15 protein-coding genes are annotated in these 18,203 nt (G+C 41.4%); 8 read left to right on the forward strand and 7 right to left on the reverse strand.

Going from position 1 to position 18,203, the window contains the following annotated elements:
* The first annotated feature begins 361 nt into the window (after positions 1-361).
* From E0H82_RS14910 to E0H82_RS14930, 5 genes are all read left to right on the forward strand, one after another.
* Positions 362-1,285, forward strand: a complete 924-nt coding sequence (locus E0H82_RS14910; protein WP_131265516.1) for a VacJ family lipoprotein — start codon at positions 362-364, stop codon at positions 1,283-1,285.
* A gap of 104 nt (positions 1,286-1,389) precedes the next feature.
* Positions 1,390-2,358 (forward strand): RsbU family protein phosphatase GigA, encoded by a 969-nt coding sequence (gene gigA, locus E0H82_RS14915; protein ID WP_131265517.1) that lies wholly within the window; start codon positions 1,390-1,392, stop codon positions 2,356-2,358.
* 113 nt (positions 2,359-2,471) lie between these two features.
* A complete protein-coding gene (gene gigB, locus E0H82_RS14920; protein WP_131265518.1) occupies positions 2,472-2,993 on the forward strand; it encodes an anti-anti-sigma factor GigB in 522 nt (173 codons plus the stop codon).
* 24 nt (positions 2,994-3,017) lie between these two features.
* Positions 3,018-3,845 carry a carbon-nitrogen hydrolase family protein gene (locus E0H82_RS14925; protein WP_131265519.1) on the forward strand — a complete coding sequence of 276 codons (828 nt, stop codon included), beginning with the start codon at positions 3,018-3,020 and terminating at the stop codon, positions 3,843-3,845.
* 277 nt (positions 3,846-4,122) lie between these two features.
* Positions 4,123-4,548 carry an organic hydroperoxide resistance protein gene (locus E0H82_RS14930; RefSeq protein WP_131265520.1) on the forward strand — a complete coding sequence of 142 codons (426 nt, stop codon included), beginning with the start codon at positions 4,123-4,125 and terminating at the stop codon, positions 4,546-4,548.
* 43 nt (positions 4,549-4,591) lie between these two features.
* Here the strand turns inward: E0H82_RS14930 and E0H82_RS14935 are convergent, their stop codons facing one another.
* On the reverse strand, positions 4,592-5,164 hold the full coding sequence (locus E0H82_RS14935) for a hypothetical protein (RefSeq protein ID WP_131265521.1): 573 nt from the start codon (positions 5,162-5,164) through the stop codon (positions 4,592-4,594).
* Between the two features lie 222 nt (positions 5,165-5,386).
* A complete protein-coding gene (gspE, locus tag E0H82_RS14940; protein ID WP_131265522.1) occupies positions 5,387-6,877 on the reverse strand; it encodes a type II secretion system ATPase GspE in 1,491 nt (496 codons plus the stop codon).
* A gap of 101 nt (positions 6,878-6,978) precedes the next feature.
* On the opposite strand from gspE, the gene E0H82_RS14945 reads away from it, so the two are divergent.
* Together E0H82_RS14945 and E0H82_RS14950 are read left to right on the forward strand one after the other, a co-directional pair.
* A complete protein-coding gene (locus E0H82_RS14945; protein WP_165492966.1) occupies positions 6,979-7,803 on the forward strand; it encodes a hypothetical protein in 825 nt (274 codons plus the stop codon).
* 9 nt (positions 7,804-7,812) lie between these two features.
* Positions 7,813-8,730: a mechanosensitive ion channel family protein gene (locus tag E0H82_RS14950; protein WP_131265524.1), complete on the forward strand. Its 918-nt coding sequence runs from the start codon at positions 7,813-7,815 to the stop codon at positions 8,728-8,730.
* A gap of 1 nt (position 8,731) precedes the next feature.
* On the opposite strand, the gene E0H82_RS14955 is transcribed toward E0H82_RS14950, so the two are convergent.
* The gene (locus tag E0H82_RS14955; protein WP_131265525.1) at positions 8,732-11,569 is read right to left on the reverse strand and encodes a DUF2339 domain-containing protein; all 2,838 of its coding nucleotides are present in this window, start codon (positions 11,567-11,569) and stop codon (positions 8,732-8,734) included.
* Between the two features lie 202 nt (positions 11,570-11,771).
* Between E0H82_RS14955 and polA the strand changes: the two genes are divergently transcribed.
* The gene (gene polA, locus E0H82_RS14960) at positions 11,772-14,534 is read left to right on the forward strand and encodes a DNA polymerase I (RefSeq protein WP_131265526.1); all 2,763 of its coding nucleotides are present in this window, start codon (positions 11,772-11,774) and stop codon (positions 14,532-14,534) included.
* 73 nt (positions 14,535-14,607) lie between these two features.
* Here the strand turns inward: polA and E0H82_RS14965 are convergent, their stop codons facing one another.
* The 4 genes from E0H82_RS14965 to E0H82_RS14980 are packed head-to-tail and all read right to left on the reverse strand — an operon-like array spanning position 14,608 to position 18,175.
* Entirely contained in the window at positions 14,608-15,177 is a 570-nt protein-coding gene (locus E0H82_RS14965) for a YggT family protein (protein WP_131265527.1), read from the reverse strand.
* 26 nt (positions 15,178-15,203) lie between these two features.
* A complete protein-coding gene (gene proC, locus E0H82_RS14970; protein WP_131265528.1) occupies positions 15,204-16,034 on the reverse strand; it encodes a pyrroline-5-carboxylate reductase in 831 nt (276 codons plus the stop codon).
* Between the two features lie 24 nt (positions 16,035-16,058).
* Positions 16,059-17,414 (reverse strand): tRNA lysidine(34) synthetase TilS, encoded by a 1,356-nt coding sequence (gene tilS / locus E0H82_RS14975; protein ID WP_131265529.1) that lies wholly within the window; start codon positions 17,412-17,414, stop codon positions 16,059-16,061.
* On the reverse strand, positions 17,351-18,175 hold the full coding sequence (locus E0H82_RS14980) for an acetyl-CoA carboxylase carboxyltransferase subunit alpha (RefSeq protein WP_116761410.1): 825 nt from the start codon (positions 18,173-18,175) through the stop codon (positions 17,351-17,353). Before E0H82_RS14980 ends, tilS begins: the two co-directional genes overlap by 64 nt.
* Positions 18,176-18,203: the final 28 nt, after the last annotated feature.

The raw sequence follows: 18,203 nt of genomic DNA on the forward strand, positions 1-18,203 counted from the left end.
TATGTTACTCTAATCTAAGTTAAAGTCAACAGGTTTTGTTAATTATTTTTAAACTTATTCAAGACTTCTAGATTCTACCGCTTGGGCTAAATCCTTGTTTCTCAACAAGTTTTAATCAACATCACCGCCGATGGATGTGCATTCTACAGCATTCCCAACACGTTGCAATACCCCTCTCTAAATTATTTGCAAAAAATGGTTTGATTGATCATTTAATCAGCAAAAAACCTATTTTATTACATATTTTGATCAAATTTGTTTTAATACTATGAAGAAAACAACTGTTACAATACGTTCTATACTCTAATTATTTTAGACTTCTTAAGTTTTTTATGACATTAAGAGCCGTCTTGGATCTATTATGCAACATACTCACTATTATTTATGTGCGACACTTTTAGCTGCTAGTTTTGCTTCTACCATTCAAGCAAATGATGATCTATCTGCTACAGCTTCAAGCGATACTCCTGTAAATGAAGTTGCACCTGAAGCACCATCTACTACTCAGGTTTCTAGACTTGAGTCATTAAAAGAACTCAAAAATGTAAAAGCAAATGATTTAAAAGTGAATGCAAATGCTGCACAGCCTGATAACATCAAAGACCCTTTAGAAGCATTGAACCGGGAAACTTTTGCCTTCAATGATTTCTTAGACCGAAATTTTGCCAGACCAGTAGCAGTACAATATAAAACTAAAGTTCCTGACAGTGTCCGCGGTGCTTATCGTGCATTTCGTAAGAACTTAAATGAACCTTGGAATGCCGTAAATCAATTGGTGCAAGGGCGCCCATCTCGTGCTGCGAAGTCTTTAGGTCGCTTTACGATTAATACTGTGACGACTTTAGGTTTTGCTGATCCTGCACGACGTTTAGGTCTAGACATGGAAGAAGAAGGCTTGGGTACGACACTTGGCTATTATGGTGTCCCTTCTGGTCCATATTTGGTTTTGCCTATTATAGGTCCAAGTACTTTCCGTGATGGTTTTGGTTTTGCTGTTGATGGTCAAGCACGCCCACAAAAATACATATTTGCAGATAACGATGGCTTATATTGGTCAGATCAATTGCTACGTGGTATTGATGCACGCGCCCAAATCCTTGATGTAGAAGATGTATTACAAGGTGACCGTTATGCAGCGATTCGAGATATCTATTTACAACGCAAGAATTTTGAAATCGCGCAAAAGCAAGGGCTTGATACTGACAACATTTCCTTTGTTGATGAAGAACCTGATGATGGTATTGATGATACGCAAGATTCAGATAACTCACCACCGTCTGAATAATTTGTAAAACTTATTTGCACTAAAAAGCATTATTTTTTCTAGCAATTACTTGATTGATATAGTACATCTAACGATGTAAATCTAAAGGATCATACAATATATATATGTATTTCATTCAACCAACTCGTAATATTCCTTATTTAGATCAGGTGCTTAACACACTTCCTAGTGTGCAGATGATTCAAATTAATGATATTGACTTGTATGATCCTACTATTATCGCGATTGCCGATGTACAAGATTACCTGACCCACCAGTGGAGTTTACCCACAATTGTTATGGCCTTTGAAAACGAAGGGACTGCTTTAGCTCAGGCTTGGGAACTCGGCGCTCTTGCAGGTTGGATTTGGAATCGTTTACCTGCCAATCCTGAACATTCATTATTAAAAATTGATGCTCAATATAAGCGTAATCAGGACAGTCGTGATTTACCTTCTGCTGCTGAACTTCAAAAACGATTACTTCCAAATCCGATTGAACTGACCAATTATCGTATAGAAACACTGTTCCAACCTTCAGCCTATCTTTCTGGCGATTGGTACGACTATTGGAAGCTCAGTGACAAAGAAATTATTTTCTATTTGGCCGATGTGTCTGGTCATGGTGTCACCAGCAGTTTACTTACTTCATGGATGGCTGCGTTTCATGGCCGCTCAAAAACACCAAGAGAATTGATTAAGAAACTGAATGGAATGTTGGTGCAAGAAAATATTGAAAAGCACATCACCATGATTGCCGGTACATTGAATTTAGAAACCCATGTTTTAAAATGGTCGAGCGCAGGACACTATCCTCCTGCAATTATGCTAGAACCCAATCATCCACCTAAAATTTTAAATACCAGTAGTTTTCCACTCGGTTTAACGGAAGATTTAGAAGTAGAAGAATTCGAATGTGTGCTAAACAAGCATTCACGTTTCATTATTTGCTCGGATGGTGCACTTGAACCTTTTGATGGCGGATTGAACGAACAATTCGAACAATTGGTCTTCCACTTGCAAAATCAATCATTTCAAGCCCCAGAACATGTGGCAGATGATATTGCCATCTTAAGTTTATGCAGAATGAATTAAATTAATTTTCAATAACTTAAATAATTCAATAGGTATCTACGACTCAAGAATACTTGAGTCTACAGTTGCCCTATGTGATAATTTTAAAATCCTTCTCTGCAAATGGCATTTATATGTCAACAGGTCATGTTGAATATGCAAGTTTGGATGGAACGCATATTTTTAAGCTTATTGGCGAAGTGCGAGCCCAATCTTGTATCAGTCTAGACAAACTTTTAAACCGTATTGAACAACAGTCGAATGTCGTTGGGGCAATCGTAGATTTAACCCAAACTACATTCATCGATAGCACAGTGTTAGGCATTTTAGCGAAACTTGGTTTGAAGCTAAAACAAGCCCACAACATTCAGGCCGTCATGTTATCAACCAATCCAGATATTACGACTTTAGCCAATAGCATGGGCTTAGGTCAGGTTTTTGTCATCTTGAATTACTGCGGTGATCCAAGCGTATGTACACGTGAGTTAATGGAAGAACACGTAACCAACTCAAGTATGCTGACAACCGTACTTGAGGCGCACAAAACCTTGATGAAATTGAACGAAAATAATCAAAATATGTTTGAACCGCTGGTCAAACAACTCCAAAAAGAACAAGATAATTTGGAACAAGCGTCTCATCAACAAAACGCTTAATGTACTTGATACAAGGATAAACTAATGTCTTTACTTTCTGTTGCTCAAATGAATTCTCAAAATGATATTGAAGAAAACTTCAAGGTCATCGAATCATTGATTCAACAGAGTAAAGCACAGGGTTCTTCCTTGGTGGTGTTCCCTGAAAATTTCGTATGCTTTGCCGCAGGCAAACAACGTGAAACAGCAGCACAGTTCGAAACGATCCAAAAACGACTTGAAGCTTTAGCACACCAGTATCAAATCTGGCTGATTGCTGGGACTTTACCTTGCCCGTTCCGTCCTGATGGTTCTGTGATTGAAGATGGCCGTGTACGCACAGTAAGTTTGTGTATTAGCCCTGAGCGTACCGAAGCTCGTTACGACAAAATTCACTTGTTTGATGTACAAGTGGGCGATGCTGTCGGTGGCTACCAAGAATCCAAGTTTTTTGAACCCGGAACAGACATTGTTGTTGCACAAACACCTTTTGGCAACATTGGGATGATGGTCTGCTATGACCTTCGTTTCCCTGAACTGGCTTTACATTTACGTGCGCGTGGTGCCAATATTTTAACTGCCCCATCTGCCTTTACTTACACTACTGGTCAAATGCATTGGCAATTACTTTTACAAGCACGTGCCATGGACAGTCAATGCCAAGTGCTAGGGGCTGCTCAACAAGGCTGGCATGGTGAAAAACGTCAAACTTGGGGACATACTGCTGCGACCAATAGTCGTGGGCAAGTGTTGGATCTGATTACAACCGAAGGTACACAGCTCATTACTGTACCTTTTGACTTACAAGAACAACAACAAATCCGTGAGTCCATGCCTTTAATGCAACATCGCCAATTGGTTCAGTTCGGTTAAAAGTCTGACTCACCTTATTTCTTTTGGATAAAACTACTTTTTTCAATAAAGTTAAATATTTAGCTTAGAGCAATTTCATCTGAAATAAGTGATTGGTTTCAGCTTCAAAATGTTTACTCAATTTGCATGCCGACCTTGTTGTGAACGAATTGTCACAAATCTCAATTGATCTAAAAAATAGATCATGCCTATATATAAATCTAATTGTTTAATACTTGCACTACAAATTAAATCGTGTACGATATATTTGTATTCGATATAAATATAGGTGAATAAAATGTCTCTAGAACAAGTAGTTTATACCGCACATGCCAAAGCAACAGGTGGTCGTGATGGTCGTGCAATCTCATCTGATGGTATTTTAGATGTAAAACTCACCGTCCCAAAAGAAATGGGCGGCATGGGTGGTGGTACTAATCCTGAACAATTATTCGCTGCGGGTTATTCTGCCTGTTTTCTAGGTGCTATGAAATTCGTTGCCAACCGCGATCATTTAAAAATTACACCAGATGTATATATCGAAGGTGATGTCGGTATTGGTCCTATTCCAACAGGCTTTGGTATTCAAGTGACTTTGAATATTCATTTGGAAGGCCTAGAGCAAGCTGAAGCACAAAAATTAGTAGATGCGGCACATATTGTTTGCCCTTATTCAAATGCCACTCGCGGCAATATTGATGTGACATTGAATGTGATTGTTTAAGTCACACGTTCTATCCCGAAGTCATCACTTCGGGATAGAAATTTCATAACCTACAAGGATTCGGAAATACTTTTTTAAATTTCTTTTGATCATCTATTTCATCTGCCACCAAAACTAAATTACCATTTTGATCAAAATAAGAAGAACCTTGAAACACGGTATATTGAGCTATATCAAAAATAGGAACATTTTGAAAACTATGGTGCTGAGTACTGATCAACGTATAGCTTTTTTTCGAATTTAATTGGCGTGCGGTGATTTTATTCTGTTCAGAATCAGTTTCAATGAGGCAATTATGCTGAGCATCAATCGCGATAAATTCTTGAGTCGCATCATCTGCTTGTTTATTTTTTGCTAGAAAACGATGGATCTGACATGGACTACCACATGACATTTGAACATGGTAATAATTTTGATTTAGACGTTCAATCTGTGGTGATTTCATACCACCATAAACTTTTTCTTTCTTGCCATCGGTGTTTCTAATGACATCACAAGACCACTCCATCTCATCATGACATTGCTCATACACCTTAAATAATTCAGTATCAGCAAAACTATACTGGGCAATAAATGTCCCACTTATTAAAAAAAAGGAAATTAAAAGTTTATTCATGATTAAAATCTATTTGTTCTTACGTTAAGTTTCATAGTGACCTTCATGATTTTTTAGCAACACAAAAGCCTTACAATCAATTGCTAAAGGCTAATATTTAAACTAGACCAATCCCCCCTTAAAGCCATGCTTTGTAAAACATTTTAAAATTAATTTTCTCTTTCGCAGTCCTTTCTTCTAAAGCGAAAGAGAAAATTAACGGAATAGACTAATCAGTTTCAGTTATTCAGCCGCTTCATTGGTCACACGTAAAACTTCCTCCAAAGTCGTTTTACCTGCCAAAACTTTTCTCAAACCATCATCCCGAATAGAGCCTGAATGCTGCCGTGCATAACTTTCTAATTCAAATTCGGCCGCATTGCCATGTATTAAACGGCGCATAGACTCATCTACAGGCACGATTTCATAAATTGCAGTTCGCCCACTAAAACCCATATGTGAACATTGCTCACACCCCTGTGGCTCTGGCAATTTCAACCCTTCAACCGAAGAAATAATCGGCTTAAAAATCTGCTGTTCAAATGGGTCTGCCTCGTGCCACGTGGTGCAATGGGGGCAAAGTGTACGAACCAAACGTTGTGCAATCACACCAATAAGAGAACTCGACAACAAGAAAGGTTCAATGCCCATATCTTTTAATCGGGTGACCGCACCAATTGCTGTGTTGGTATGCAGAGTCGACAAGACTAAATGTCCCGTTAATGATGCCTGCACCGCAATTTCGGCTGTTTCTAAATCACGGATTTCCCCCACCATCACCACATCTGGGTCTTGACGCAACATCGCTTTTAATGCCCGTGCAAAGGTCATATCTACCTTGGTGTTCACCTGTGTCTGACCAATCCCTTCCAACTGATACTCAATTGGATCTTCAGCGGTCAAAATATTGCGGGTATTGTCATTTAGGTCGGATAAGGCAGCATATAAGGTCGTGGTCTTACCTGAACCCGTCGGCCCAGTCACCAAAATAATGCCATGTGGACGATGCACCAATTGGGTTAAACGCTCGTAGTCGGGTTTCAATAAGCCCAAATGGGTCATATTCAAACGACCTGCTTGCTTATCTAACAAACGCATCACGACACGCTCGCCATGTGATGAGGGTAAAGTCGAGACACGTACATCAACCTCACGCCCTGCTAGGCGCAATGAAATACGTCCATCCTGAGGAATCCGCTTTTCAGCAATATCCAATTTCGCCATGACTTTAATCCGCGACACCAAAAGCGGTGCCAACTCACGGCGAGGCTGTACAATTTCACGCAGTTGACCATCCACTCGTAAACGTACCGAGAGTTTCTTTTCAAAAGCTTCAATATGAATATCCGATGCACCAACGCGAATCGCTTCTGAAAGCAAGGCGTTAATTAAACGTACAATCGGCGCATCATCTTCTTGATCCATCAGATCTTCAGCTTCTGGCACTTGATCTGCCAAACTGAGTAAATCTGGATGATCTTCCAGTCCCGCAGCCACTTGCTGTGACTCACCTGTATCCCCAGCATAACTAGAACTAAGTAAAGCGTTAAAACGTTGATCGTCTAATAGTTCATAGTGTGCAGGCACATTGAGTAAACGGCGCGCTTCTTGTAATGCAATCCATGCAGTATTTTCACGGCGTACAATAAAAACCTGATCCCCATCATATCGAAGTAAAACGCCATGTCGCTTGGCAAAACTATAAGGAATTTGTATTTGTTTAAGTATTTGCATCACAAAATTATAATGATGAAAAAGAGGCTTTTGAGTGTACTCTAAGCTTATGACAGCGTGAAGTCTGTTTTTGACTGAACTGACTAGAGGACTTTTTTATTTTGGCATCATCTGATTTCGAGCATCATCAAGCTGAACAACCCTCACTCAAATGGTGGGGCGAACAAAAATTCGAATTAAATCAAGCTAGAACATGGCAGTTTGGCTCTTTATTGTTTCGTCTGGCGCGAAGCATCAATGAATGGCGTCTAGAATATCATCGCCCACAATATCAAAAAGATTCTGAGCGCCAATGGAATATCATCAAAGATCCTGAATTTGCCTTTCCACAACCCATCAAAATTGAGCGTTATATGTTTCGTCAAACGCACGAAACATTTCATTTGATGCCGCGCTTGGCAGATCGATCTGTCGTGATTAAACCTGTCGATCCCATTTATATTCCTGCTGGGCAACGTGGAACCCTTTACATTAGTACGCCGCTCTGGATTGCAGGTTTTGTTGAAAGCCAACGTGAACCGTTATTTGACCTTCCGATGATGCAACCCAAAGATACGTGGTTCGGTCCCGACCACCGTACAGGTGAGATCTGCTATGCCACCGCAGTGGATGGGCGTACGGAGTTAAGTTTACTGAAACCAAGTCCTTTTCGGGCAGTCACACCGATTGAATTCCACAACACCAGTGGTCAACAACTGCGCTTTGATCGAATGAATATTCCTGTTTCGGCGCTGCCTCTTTTTTACAGTGAAAGTACCAATCGTTTATGGACGTCACAAATTAAAGTCATTCACGAAGATTTAACCCGACCACCGCGCATTAAAATTGAAAACCGAACTCCACCTTTGGCGGGTGAAGTCACTTATGTACATGCACCTCGCTCACCTGGCGGTGCCTTGTTCAATATGTTTGACTCATTTTTTTAGGATACTGATATGCCAGAGACCAATATTCCTAAAGATGTTGCAGTCAGCTTGAAGGAAATTTTTACCAACATTAACTTCGAAAGAATCAGTGAGATTTTTGTCGCACTGGTACTGTGTCTGATTGGTTTCATCCTCGCGCGCCTGATTTCCAATACTTTTATACGAACGGTTGGACAGAACTTTAACGCTCATCAAAGTATGGTTTGGCGTCGCGGGATTTTTTATTTTATTTTCGTCCTGTTTATAATGGCAAGCTTAAAAGAAGCAGGCTTTAAGCTCAGTGTTTTTATTGGTGCTGCGGGTATTTTTACCGTCGCGCTTGGTTTCGCTTCACAAACATCTGCCAGTAACTTAATTAGCGGTCTATTCCTGATTGGTGAAGGTTCCTTTGAAGTTGGAGATACCATTCAAATCACTCTGATCCGTGGTCATACCATTGAAGGAGAAGTTATTTCTATTGATTTACTCTCTGTAAAGTTACTGACTTTAGATAATATTTATGTGCGTCTGCCCAACGAGCAATTGATTCGCGCTCCTGTCCTAAATTTATCCAAATTCCCAATTCGGCGGATTCCAATTACCCTCGCTATTAACTTTCAGGAAGATATTATTAAAGTCCGTGAAGTCCTGTTAGATGTTGCTGCCCACTATCCCTTAGCCTTGGATGACCCTAAACCCGAGGTCACAGTAACCGCCTTTCGTGAATCAACCATCGAAATTCTGTTTGCTGTTTGGTGCCGACAAGAAATTTTTCTAAAAGCACGGGATGAACTTCAAGAGCATGTACGTAATGGTTTCTTAAAAAACCATATTGAAATTCCAGTCCCTAAAATGGGTATTATTGATCGCCCTCGTCCCAAAGCGCGTGATGAGATTGACCAGTATGCCAATGAGAAAGAACTCAAAAGAGGACCCAAAGAGCGATAAATTATCGCTCTTTTTTTTGTTCACCCAGGCTCGGAGGTAATGGGGCAATATAAGCAATCACCAACATCACCACACCTGAGCCAATAAAGGAAATCACCCGTGTTAGGGTACCGCTTTGTGATAGATCCAATAACAATAATTTAAGTACCACAATCGCAAGCAATGCTGCTCCAACAAACCAAATTTGACGGATATGACGCTGGCTTGAAAAAGTCATTAATACAAAAGCTAAAATCACCCACAACAAAGTCAAACTCAGTTGTACCGAACCATCATGCCAAATGGTACTGCCCCATAATGGGGTCGCCAAATAATGATGCATCGCTCGAACCACAACACTACTAAACACCAACAACCCAATCAAAATGGTGGTAATTTTAACGCCCCATTCTAGCGAGGACTGCTCCTCAAAATCATGTCGATAAATGATCCACAGCAAGCCTATAAACATAAGCAAAGACAGTAAGTCAGTCAGACTCAACAAGGGCGCAGCATAGTAATGGAGAGCAGAATATGAATCTAAATTTAAGACCAGCAACCACAGTAGTCCAAGCCCCCATACAAATGTCTGATCGATAAAGTCACGCTTCGCTGTGAAAAATCCATAGAACGCATAGAACAGAGGCAGAACACCTAAAGCTGCAATTGGCATTTGTGGGAAAAGTGCTAAACCAACACTGGCTAGCGCAAGGCAAAGCATTGCAGCCCACAGTTGATTCACTATTTGTGCTGATGAGCGCTGTATGCATATCAACATTAAACTTATCAATAACGCACTGATTGCAAAACTGAACTGCACGGTTTGACTGGTCCAGCGCTGCGTTGTAAACACGTCTTCAAATACACTTAGACCATAAAGCAACAGCAATAAACTACCCAACAAAGTGAGTTGTAAACTTTGCCACTCCAATTTGGATTTAAACTGTACGACTACGCTAAAACATGCCAGTAAAACCGTAGCGATAGCTATTGAGCAACTAAATGCCCACGGCTGCCAGTGCATCAATTCTACACCTGCGATAGCGCCTGCATACATGCCTGAAACAAGGAAAATACCACTCAAGATACGGGCGCTGAAATATTTTTCGACGTCCTGATAATGCAATAAATAAAATGCCGAAATAAATTGTGCGATAGCATAAATGCAGGTCGTTAAAATAGGGAAATCATTATTCGACCAGATTTGATACATCAGTGCGATAGTACTGAGCAGAACCAATCCTACACCCACATACCGACTTAAACGATAGCGTTCGGTAATGCCCCAAACAATTAAAGCGGTGCCTTGAATCACCCAACCTGTAGACGTCCAGTGCGCCCCTTTTGCCAACGGAAAGATCAAAGCAGTAAATACAACAGCCAAAATAAAAAAGCTTTTGGCCAAAATAGACAATTGCGGATGCTGATACTTAATCCAAAAATTCAATAGCCCATAAGTTACTGCCAAAACAGCAGCTCCCCAAGTCAACGCCACAGTAGAGTCATGCATTAAAAAAGCATGTAATGAAAACCCCAATACTGGCACACTAAAAATAAGTCCCACATCTAAAATCGGTTGAAGCTTTTTCTTATTTGACAGGGTTTCCGATTCTCGCGGTTGCTGTTTCTCTGCCAACATCAACTGGCTATAGCGGATACTGAGCCAAATAAATAATGCGATATGCAACCATAAAATGACATCGAGGGTATTCAGCTGCGAATTTTCCGCATAAATACCAATGACCGCCCCACCAATAAACATCGTGGCAAAAAAAGCGATCTGGTGCAGTATTTTCCATGGCTGCAAATAATTGACCACGACCACAGCCAAATTAATCACAAAATAATACCCAAATAAGAACACCACATCGGGATGATTGTGCGGAATGAGTAAAGGTGCCAAATACGCCATGCTCAAAGCAAGAATAGCCAAATACAGTGCTTGCTGCTTTAGACTCAGCACCACAGTAATTCCCAACAACATCACAAATAAAATACTGGCCGTCATTAAACTTTGCAGCACGTCAAAATGATGGGCAAAAATCAGCGTTAAGAACACTATTGCGAGACCTAAGCCCTGAAGGGCGATGGCAAACAAAGTATTTTTACGTTGTAGCAGATAACCCGCTAATGTGGTCACTCCACCTGCAACTGCAATAAATCCAAGTTTCACCGCTAAACTTAATTGCCAATGTTCACTGGCAAAACGTAGCAACAACACGACACCTACCATAAGCACAGCAACAGCAACTCTTAAAATTGGATTGCCATGCTGCATCCAATCCAGAGCAGGTTGCCACCATGCGGGAGCCGCCTCTGATGATACTGTATCTGAGTCAACTGAGATTTGCTGTGGTTGTTGAACAGTTACATCCTGTTGTTGCGTCCGCGTCAACTGTCCCGACATTGGCATTGCAGGAGGAAGCGACTGCTCTGACAGCGGTAATGTGGAAGTTCTAGAGATAAACCCCGAAGGTTGTTGCTGTGGTTGCTCTAATAGAGCTAATCGCCGCTGAAATACACTGATCAATTGAATCAAACACAGCAGTAAAACCAGCAATGCCCCACCGACTACCCACATCCATGTATTGGCATAGGCCCATAATGCCAGTAAGGTAGCCCCATACATCAGAATCTTTTGTGTCCCGATTCCTGTGGATTGAATCAATGGTTGTGATGATATGTGTTCTAATTGCTCTAAACGCTGATGGATATTCGAGATTGACTGCACCATCACGGCGGTTAACCCAAGGGCAGCAGCGACTACTGTCGATTGCCATTGCATCACTATCGCAATTACTAACAATACGGTTAATGCGATCAAGAGTAGAACCATTCCCTGTTTGTCTTTTTTATACATGGGTTTATGCATTACACAGCTTCAATCTTTTTATCTTACTTGATCACCATTCATGCAAGCAATTTCGCATACAAAATACTGCAAATTTATATACTTGAAGCGAATCACCATAATGTTACTTAGCGCATAGTGACATTACACATAAGACAGCTTTGCCTTTTTCACGTAATATAAGCCCCAGTTCATAATCAGGATTTGTAGAATGTCACCATTTGTATTGGTCGATGGGTCATATTTTTTATTTCGCGCTTTCCATGCGGTCCCACCTCTGACAACTTCTACGGGGTTGCACACCAATGCTGTACGTGGCGCAATTTCTGCAATTCAGAAACTGATGCGTCGTACTCAACCGACGCACATGGCGGTCATTTTTGATACCCCAGAACCGACTTTCCGTCATGAACTTTCACCCATTTATAAGGGTGATCGACCAAGCATGCCAGAGGAATTGGCACAACAAATTCCATATTTACATGCCTTAATCCGTGCTTTAGGTATTCCAGTACATATGCTGCCTGGTGCAGAGGCTGACGATATTATCGGGACATTAGCCAAACGCGCTGAAGCCAAAGGACAACAAGTCCTGATTTCGACTGGCGATAAAGACATGGCGCAACTGGTCACCGAAAAAGTCACGCTTGAAGACAGCTTTAAAGAAAAGCCTATGGATATCAATGGCGTTTTTGAGAAATTTGGCGTCTGGCCAAACCAAATAATCGACTATCTGACTTTAATGGGCGATGCGTCTGACGGCATTATGGGCGTACCCGGCGTCGGTGCTAAAACCGCCGCTAAACTACTGACCGAATATGGTTCAATTGGCGGTATTTTAGAAAATGTCGATCAGATTAAAGGCAAAGTAGGTCAAAACATTAAAGATAATGCTGAAGGCATCGCGATTGACCATCAATTGGCCAGTATTGTCTGTAATTTGGAGATTGGTATTTGCTATGAAGATTTAGCCATCCAAGACCCAAATGTGAATGAATTACGCCGTCTATACACCGAATTAGAATTCCGTAATCAATTACAATCTTTGGATCACCCCAACAATCCAAACCATACGAACAATAAACAAAGTAATGCCAGCCTTCAACAGGCTCCTGTAGCAGCGCCAATTGAAACTGAAGACCAGGCGACTTTAACCAGTGTCGATGATCAACTTGGTCAAGCCAACTATCATACGGTGTTGTCCGCAGAGGTTTGGGCAAAATTATTACAACGTATGCAAAGTGCGAGCAAATTCGCGATTGATACGGAAACCACTAGTCTGGATTATCGTATTGCTGAAATGGTGGGCTTTTCTATTGCTTTTGATGCACAAGATGCTTACTACATCCCCCTCGCACATGATTATGAAGGAGCACCCGAACAATTAGACCGTGAAAGCGTTCTGGCACAAATCAAACCGATTCTAGAAAATCCTGAGATTAAAAAAATTGGACATCATCTAAAATATGATGCACATATTTTTGCCAATCATGGGATTGAACTGCAAGGTTGGTATTTTGACACCATGCTGGCATCGTATGTGCTCAACTCAGTGGCAACACGTCATGGCATGGATGATGTGGCTCGCCTATATTTAAGCCACCTTACCACCACCTATGAAGAAGTCGCAGGTAAAGGGGCAAAACAAAAAACCTTCAATCAAATCGAGATTGAAACAGCAGCACATTATGCAGCCGAAGATGCTCATGTCACCTTCCGTCTATATGAGGTGCTAGATAAAAAACTCAAAGTACATCCAGAACTGATCAATATTTTGCATAATATTGAAGTACCTGTAGCACGTGTATTAACCCTGATGGAAGAAAACGGCATTCAGCTTGATCTTCAATTTTTAGATCAGTTGGGTGAAGATTTTTCCAAAACCATGCAAGATTTGGAAAATCAGATTACCGAATTGGCAGGTCAGCCATTTAATGTCAGTTCTCCAAAACAAGTCGGTGAAATTCTGTTTGATAAACTGGGGTTAAAAGGCGGCAAAAAAACTACCACAGGACAATACAGCACCAGCGAAAGTATTTTAGAAAAATTAGATCATCCGATTAGCGCGCTGATTTTGGATTATCGCGGCTTATCTAAACTTAAAAGCACCTATACCGATGGTTTATTGAAACAAGCCAACAATGATACCCACCGCGTACATACCAGTTATCATCAAGCGTTGACTGCGACCGGACGTTTATCTTCGACCGATCCAAATTTACAGAATATTCCTGTCCGTGAAGAAATTGGGCGTCAGATTCGCAAAGCATTTATTGCGCCAGAAGGTCGTGTATTACTGGCAGCCGACTATTCACAAATTGAACTGCGTTTAATGGCACATTTCTCTCAGGATGATGCCCTGCTGGATGCCTTCCGTCACGGTCAAGACGTGCATCGCCGCACCGCGTCAGAAGTGTTGAATATTCCATTGGATCAGGTGACTAACGATCAGCGTCGTCAAGCTAAAGCCGTCAACTTTGGTCTGTTATATGGCATGTCGGAATTTGGCTTGACTCGTCAACTGGGCTTTAGCCGTGAAGAATCACAGAACTATATCAAACAATATTTCCATCGCTATCCAGGCATTTACGAGTATATGCAACGCACGCGTCAGGTCGCTTTGGAACAAGGCTTTGTCGAAACCATTTTAGGTCGTCGTCTATACACGCCAGAGATTGATGCCCGCAATATGATGATTCGTAAAGCAGCTGAACGTGCGGCAATTAATGCCCCACTGCAAGGCAGTGCTGCGGACATTATTAAAATCGCGATGATTGAAGTCGATAAAATTCTACCGAAAGATCAAGCCAAAATGCTCTTACAAGTCCACGATGAATTGGTCTTTGAAGTGGATGCCGAAATTGCAGATGAATTGGCACCAAAACTGGCTAAAGTAATGCAATCAGTATTAGAAATTTCGGTTCCACTACTGGTTGAAGTCGGTAAAGGGCAAAACTGGGATGAAGCACACTAAAGTGCAACCAGTCGAGAAACAATAAAAAAAGGACTCAAATTTGAGTCCTTTTTTTTGCTTTATACAGTGAATCTTATAAGCCCGTCAACAATGCAATTGCGACTTCATTCATAATAATCTCAGCAATATATAAAGCCAAGAAAGCCACAATAGGTGATAAATCAATCATGCCCATGTTGGGTAACAAACGACGAAATGGTGCCAATAAAGGTTCTGCCAATTCCTGAATCACTTCAATATAAGGTGAACGTGACTGGGTAAACATCACCACCCAACTTAAAATAATCGTTGCAAAAATCAAGTAACGACAGAAACGAATCAAGTCCTGAATCATGGTCACAAAAGTCAGAATCACCAAATGAATTGGACTATTCGGCATTGCCCCCGATAAGTACATGATGCCAAATATTTTGAGCAAATAAAGTACCACGACCAATGCCAAAGCGGCAGAGTTAACTCGCCCTTTACCCAGTGTCGGGAAAATACGACTGAAAATATCCACAATCTTAGTGGCTTTGACTGTCGACATCACCACGGGATTGTACGGATTAACCGCAGCCAATTGCATTAAAAAGCGGAAGAATACGAGCAAAATCGCTACGTTAATAATAATGCCAAAAATTAGCGCAGAGTTTGCACCCATATTAAAATTTTCCTAATTAAAATCGATTATTTACTACTTTCACTTAATTCTTGAGCCAATTCTTGGCTACGTTTTTTTGCAGCAGCCAAGGCTGATTGAATATTTTGTGAAATTTGAGCACGATCAAAAACTTCTAAAGCAGCCTGAGTCGTACCATTCGGAGAAGTCACATTTTTACGTAACTCTGCTGGTGAGTTTGCACTGGTAATTGCCATTTGTGCAGCGCCTAAAGCAGTTTGCAAAGTTAACGCAGTGGCAACTTTTTCATCTAGCCCCATGTTTTTACCAGCACGAATCATGCTTTCCATCATATAGAAGAAATACGCAGGTCCCGAACCTGAAACTGCGGTCACCGCATCAATTTGTGCTTCTGAATTGACCCAGATGGTTAATCCCGTTGCAGCCAAAACTTGACTGGCCAACTCTCGGTCTTTGGCATCGACAACATCCGTCGCATATAAACCATGTGCGCCAGTTTGTACCAGTGCAGGCGTATTTGGCATAACTCGAACAATACGGTGTGTCCCTGATAAAGTTGCCATCGTTTCAATTTCCGCGCCTGCAACAATTGAAATAATCAACTTACCATCAAGTAAACCATGTAATTGTTTAAGTACATTGGTAAGCACCTGAGGCTTGACAGCCAATACAACAATATCTGCATGCTGAATAGCAGCAATATTATCATCCGTCACATGCACATCTTTTTCTTGCAAAAGTTGACGTACATTTTCAAAGGGATCAGCAACTGTAATACGAGTAGTGGGCATGCCTCGCGCAATTAAGCCGCCAATGAGGGCTTGCGCCATATTGCCGCCACCGATAAAACTAATATTACAATTTAAAACTGCACTCATGATTTACGCTCGATATTGAGTATTCTATTGCTCTGAAACTAATTTCGGCTGCCATCCATCCACAACTAGATATTCAGACTGTGCCAACCAAAAACCTTTGGGTGTAAAAACCCCTAGCATAACATTATCTATGCTTAATATTTGAATTGTATGACGCAACCACGGAAAAATTTGTGCTTGTTGTAGCGCTTTTTTCAGCGGCCAAGTGCCAACACGTCCATAAAGATGGATCTTTTCACCACCAGCTCTGGGAGACAAAATCAGTTGTCTACCCAATAGTTCTTTTGACAACCCAAGTGCTTGTGCTTGAATCAAATACTGTCCAGAAAGCACAGACACAACCTGTTCAAGTTCGAAAATTTGCATTTGTGTGGGCAAAATAGGAATCCGTTGTTCGGCTAAATACGTATCCGCAGTTAAACGAAAGATTCGCTGTTGATAACGGACATAATAATAACCTTGCCAATGTAATGCCGCTCGTGCATCCTGCTTGGCCTCAATCACTTCAGTGATTAAGCGTTGCACCATGGCAAAATTGGGACGATACGTGGCTTCTCCTTGCATCCAATGTGAAAGGAGTTGGCGTTGTCTTGCTACAGATAAAACAAATAAAGGCTCTAAATTAAGATAGTGTGAATCACCACATTTCTCTAAATCAGAAGCGAACACCTCAAGTAATATTTCATCAGCATCTTGCATAAGTAGACTAGTACGAGTTAACGCTTGCTGCATTTTCGGGAAGCGTCGCTCTAAAATAGGCCATAAAACTTGACGGCACCAAGCACGATCATAATCTGGATCAGCATTGGTCGGATCTTCAATATTTTGCACATCCAACTGAGCTGCCCATTGGCAAATCTGCTCACGCGACAGTTCTAGCATGGGTCGCCAAAGCGTCATTTCCTCTCGCACATCGACCACAGACATGGCAGATAAACCTTGCACACCTGCCCCTGAAAGCAGTCGTAACATCAAAGTTTCAGCCTGATCTTGCTGATGATGGGCTAAAACTAGAACTTCATTGTTCTGTAAATGCTCTGCAAAGGCTTGATAGCGGGCATTGCGTGCTTGATTTTCTAGATTACCTTCAGCCACACGAACAGGAACAATGCTACAGGGCACCTGCAATTGCTGACAGGTATTCAAGACAAATTCGCCCCAAGCCGAACTCATAGATTGCAGCTGATGATCGACATAAATTGCACGAACTTTTTGCGGGAATAAAAACGACATAAGATGCAGCAACAGCATGGAATCCACACCGCCACTACATCCTATGAGATAAGAACTTTGTTCTGTAAAGGTCTGCGCCTGTATTAAGACGTTAGACCTAAATTGTCGCTGCCAAACTTCATTAAACGTTGGTAACGTGCTTCGCATCGTTCTTGGGCATCCATTGGCTGCAACTCATCCAATGCTTGTTTGAGTACGGCCTTTAAACTTTCCATCACTTGTTCAGGATTTAAATGCGCACCTTGACCTTCATCAACCACGTATTCAACAATACCTATCTGTTTTAAACGGTCCGCCGTTAACGCCAATGCTTCACTGGCCTGCTCTGCTTTTTCAGCAGTTTTCCACAGAATAGATGCACAGCCTTCAGGTGAAATCACTGAATAAATACTGTGCGACAACATAATCACACGGTCAGCAACACCAATACCTAAAGCACCACCTGAACCCCCTTCACCCAATACTGTTGCAATAACAGGAACTTTCAAATTTGAAAGTTGTGCAAGGCTAGTCGCAATCGCTTCTGCTTGACCACGTTCTTCAGCACCTACACCTGGGTAAGCGCCCATAGTATCAATAAAAGTGAATACAGGTAAATTGAAACGCTCTGCCATATCAAGCAAACGTTGTGCTTTACGATAACCTTCAGGGTTAGACATCCCAAAGTTATGCTTTAATTTTTCACGAGTGCTACGACCACGGTGCTGACCGACGATCATTACGGGTTTGCCATCAAAACGTGCTAAGCCACCGACCATCGCACCATCATCACCAAACAAACGATCTCCGTGTAAAGCATCGAATTCAGTGAAGATTTCACCAACATAGTCCAAAAATTGCGGACGGTCTGGATGACGTGCAATTTGGACTGTTGCCCATGCTTTAGATTGAGCAGCTTTATTTTTCATAGGTCAACCATTATCCCTAAATTAACCA

The sequence above is a fragment of the Acinetobacter sp. ANC 4910 genome (assembly GCF_004331035.1).
Classification (GTDB): Bacteria; Pseudomonadota; Gammaproteobacteria; order Pseudomonadales; family Moraxellaceae; genus Acinetobacter.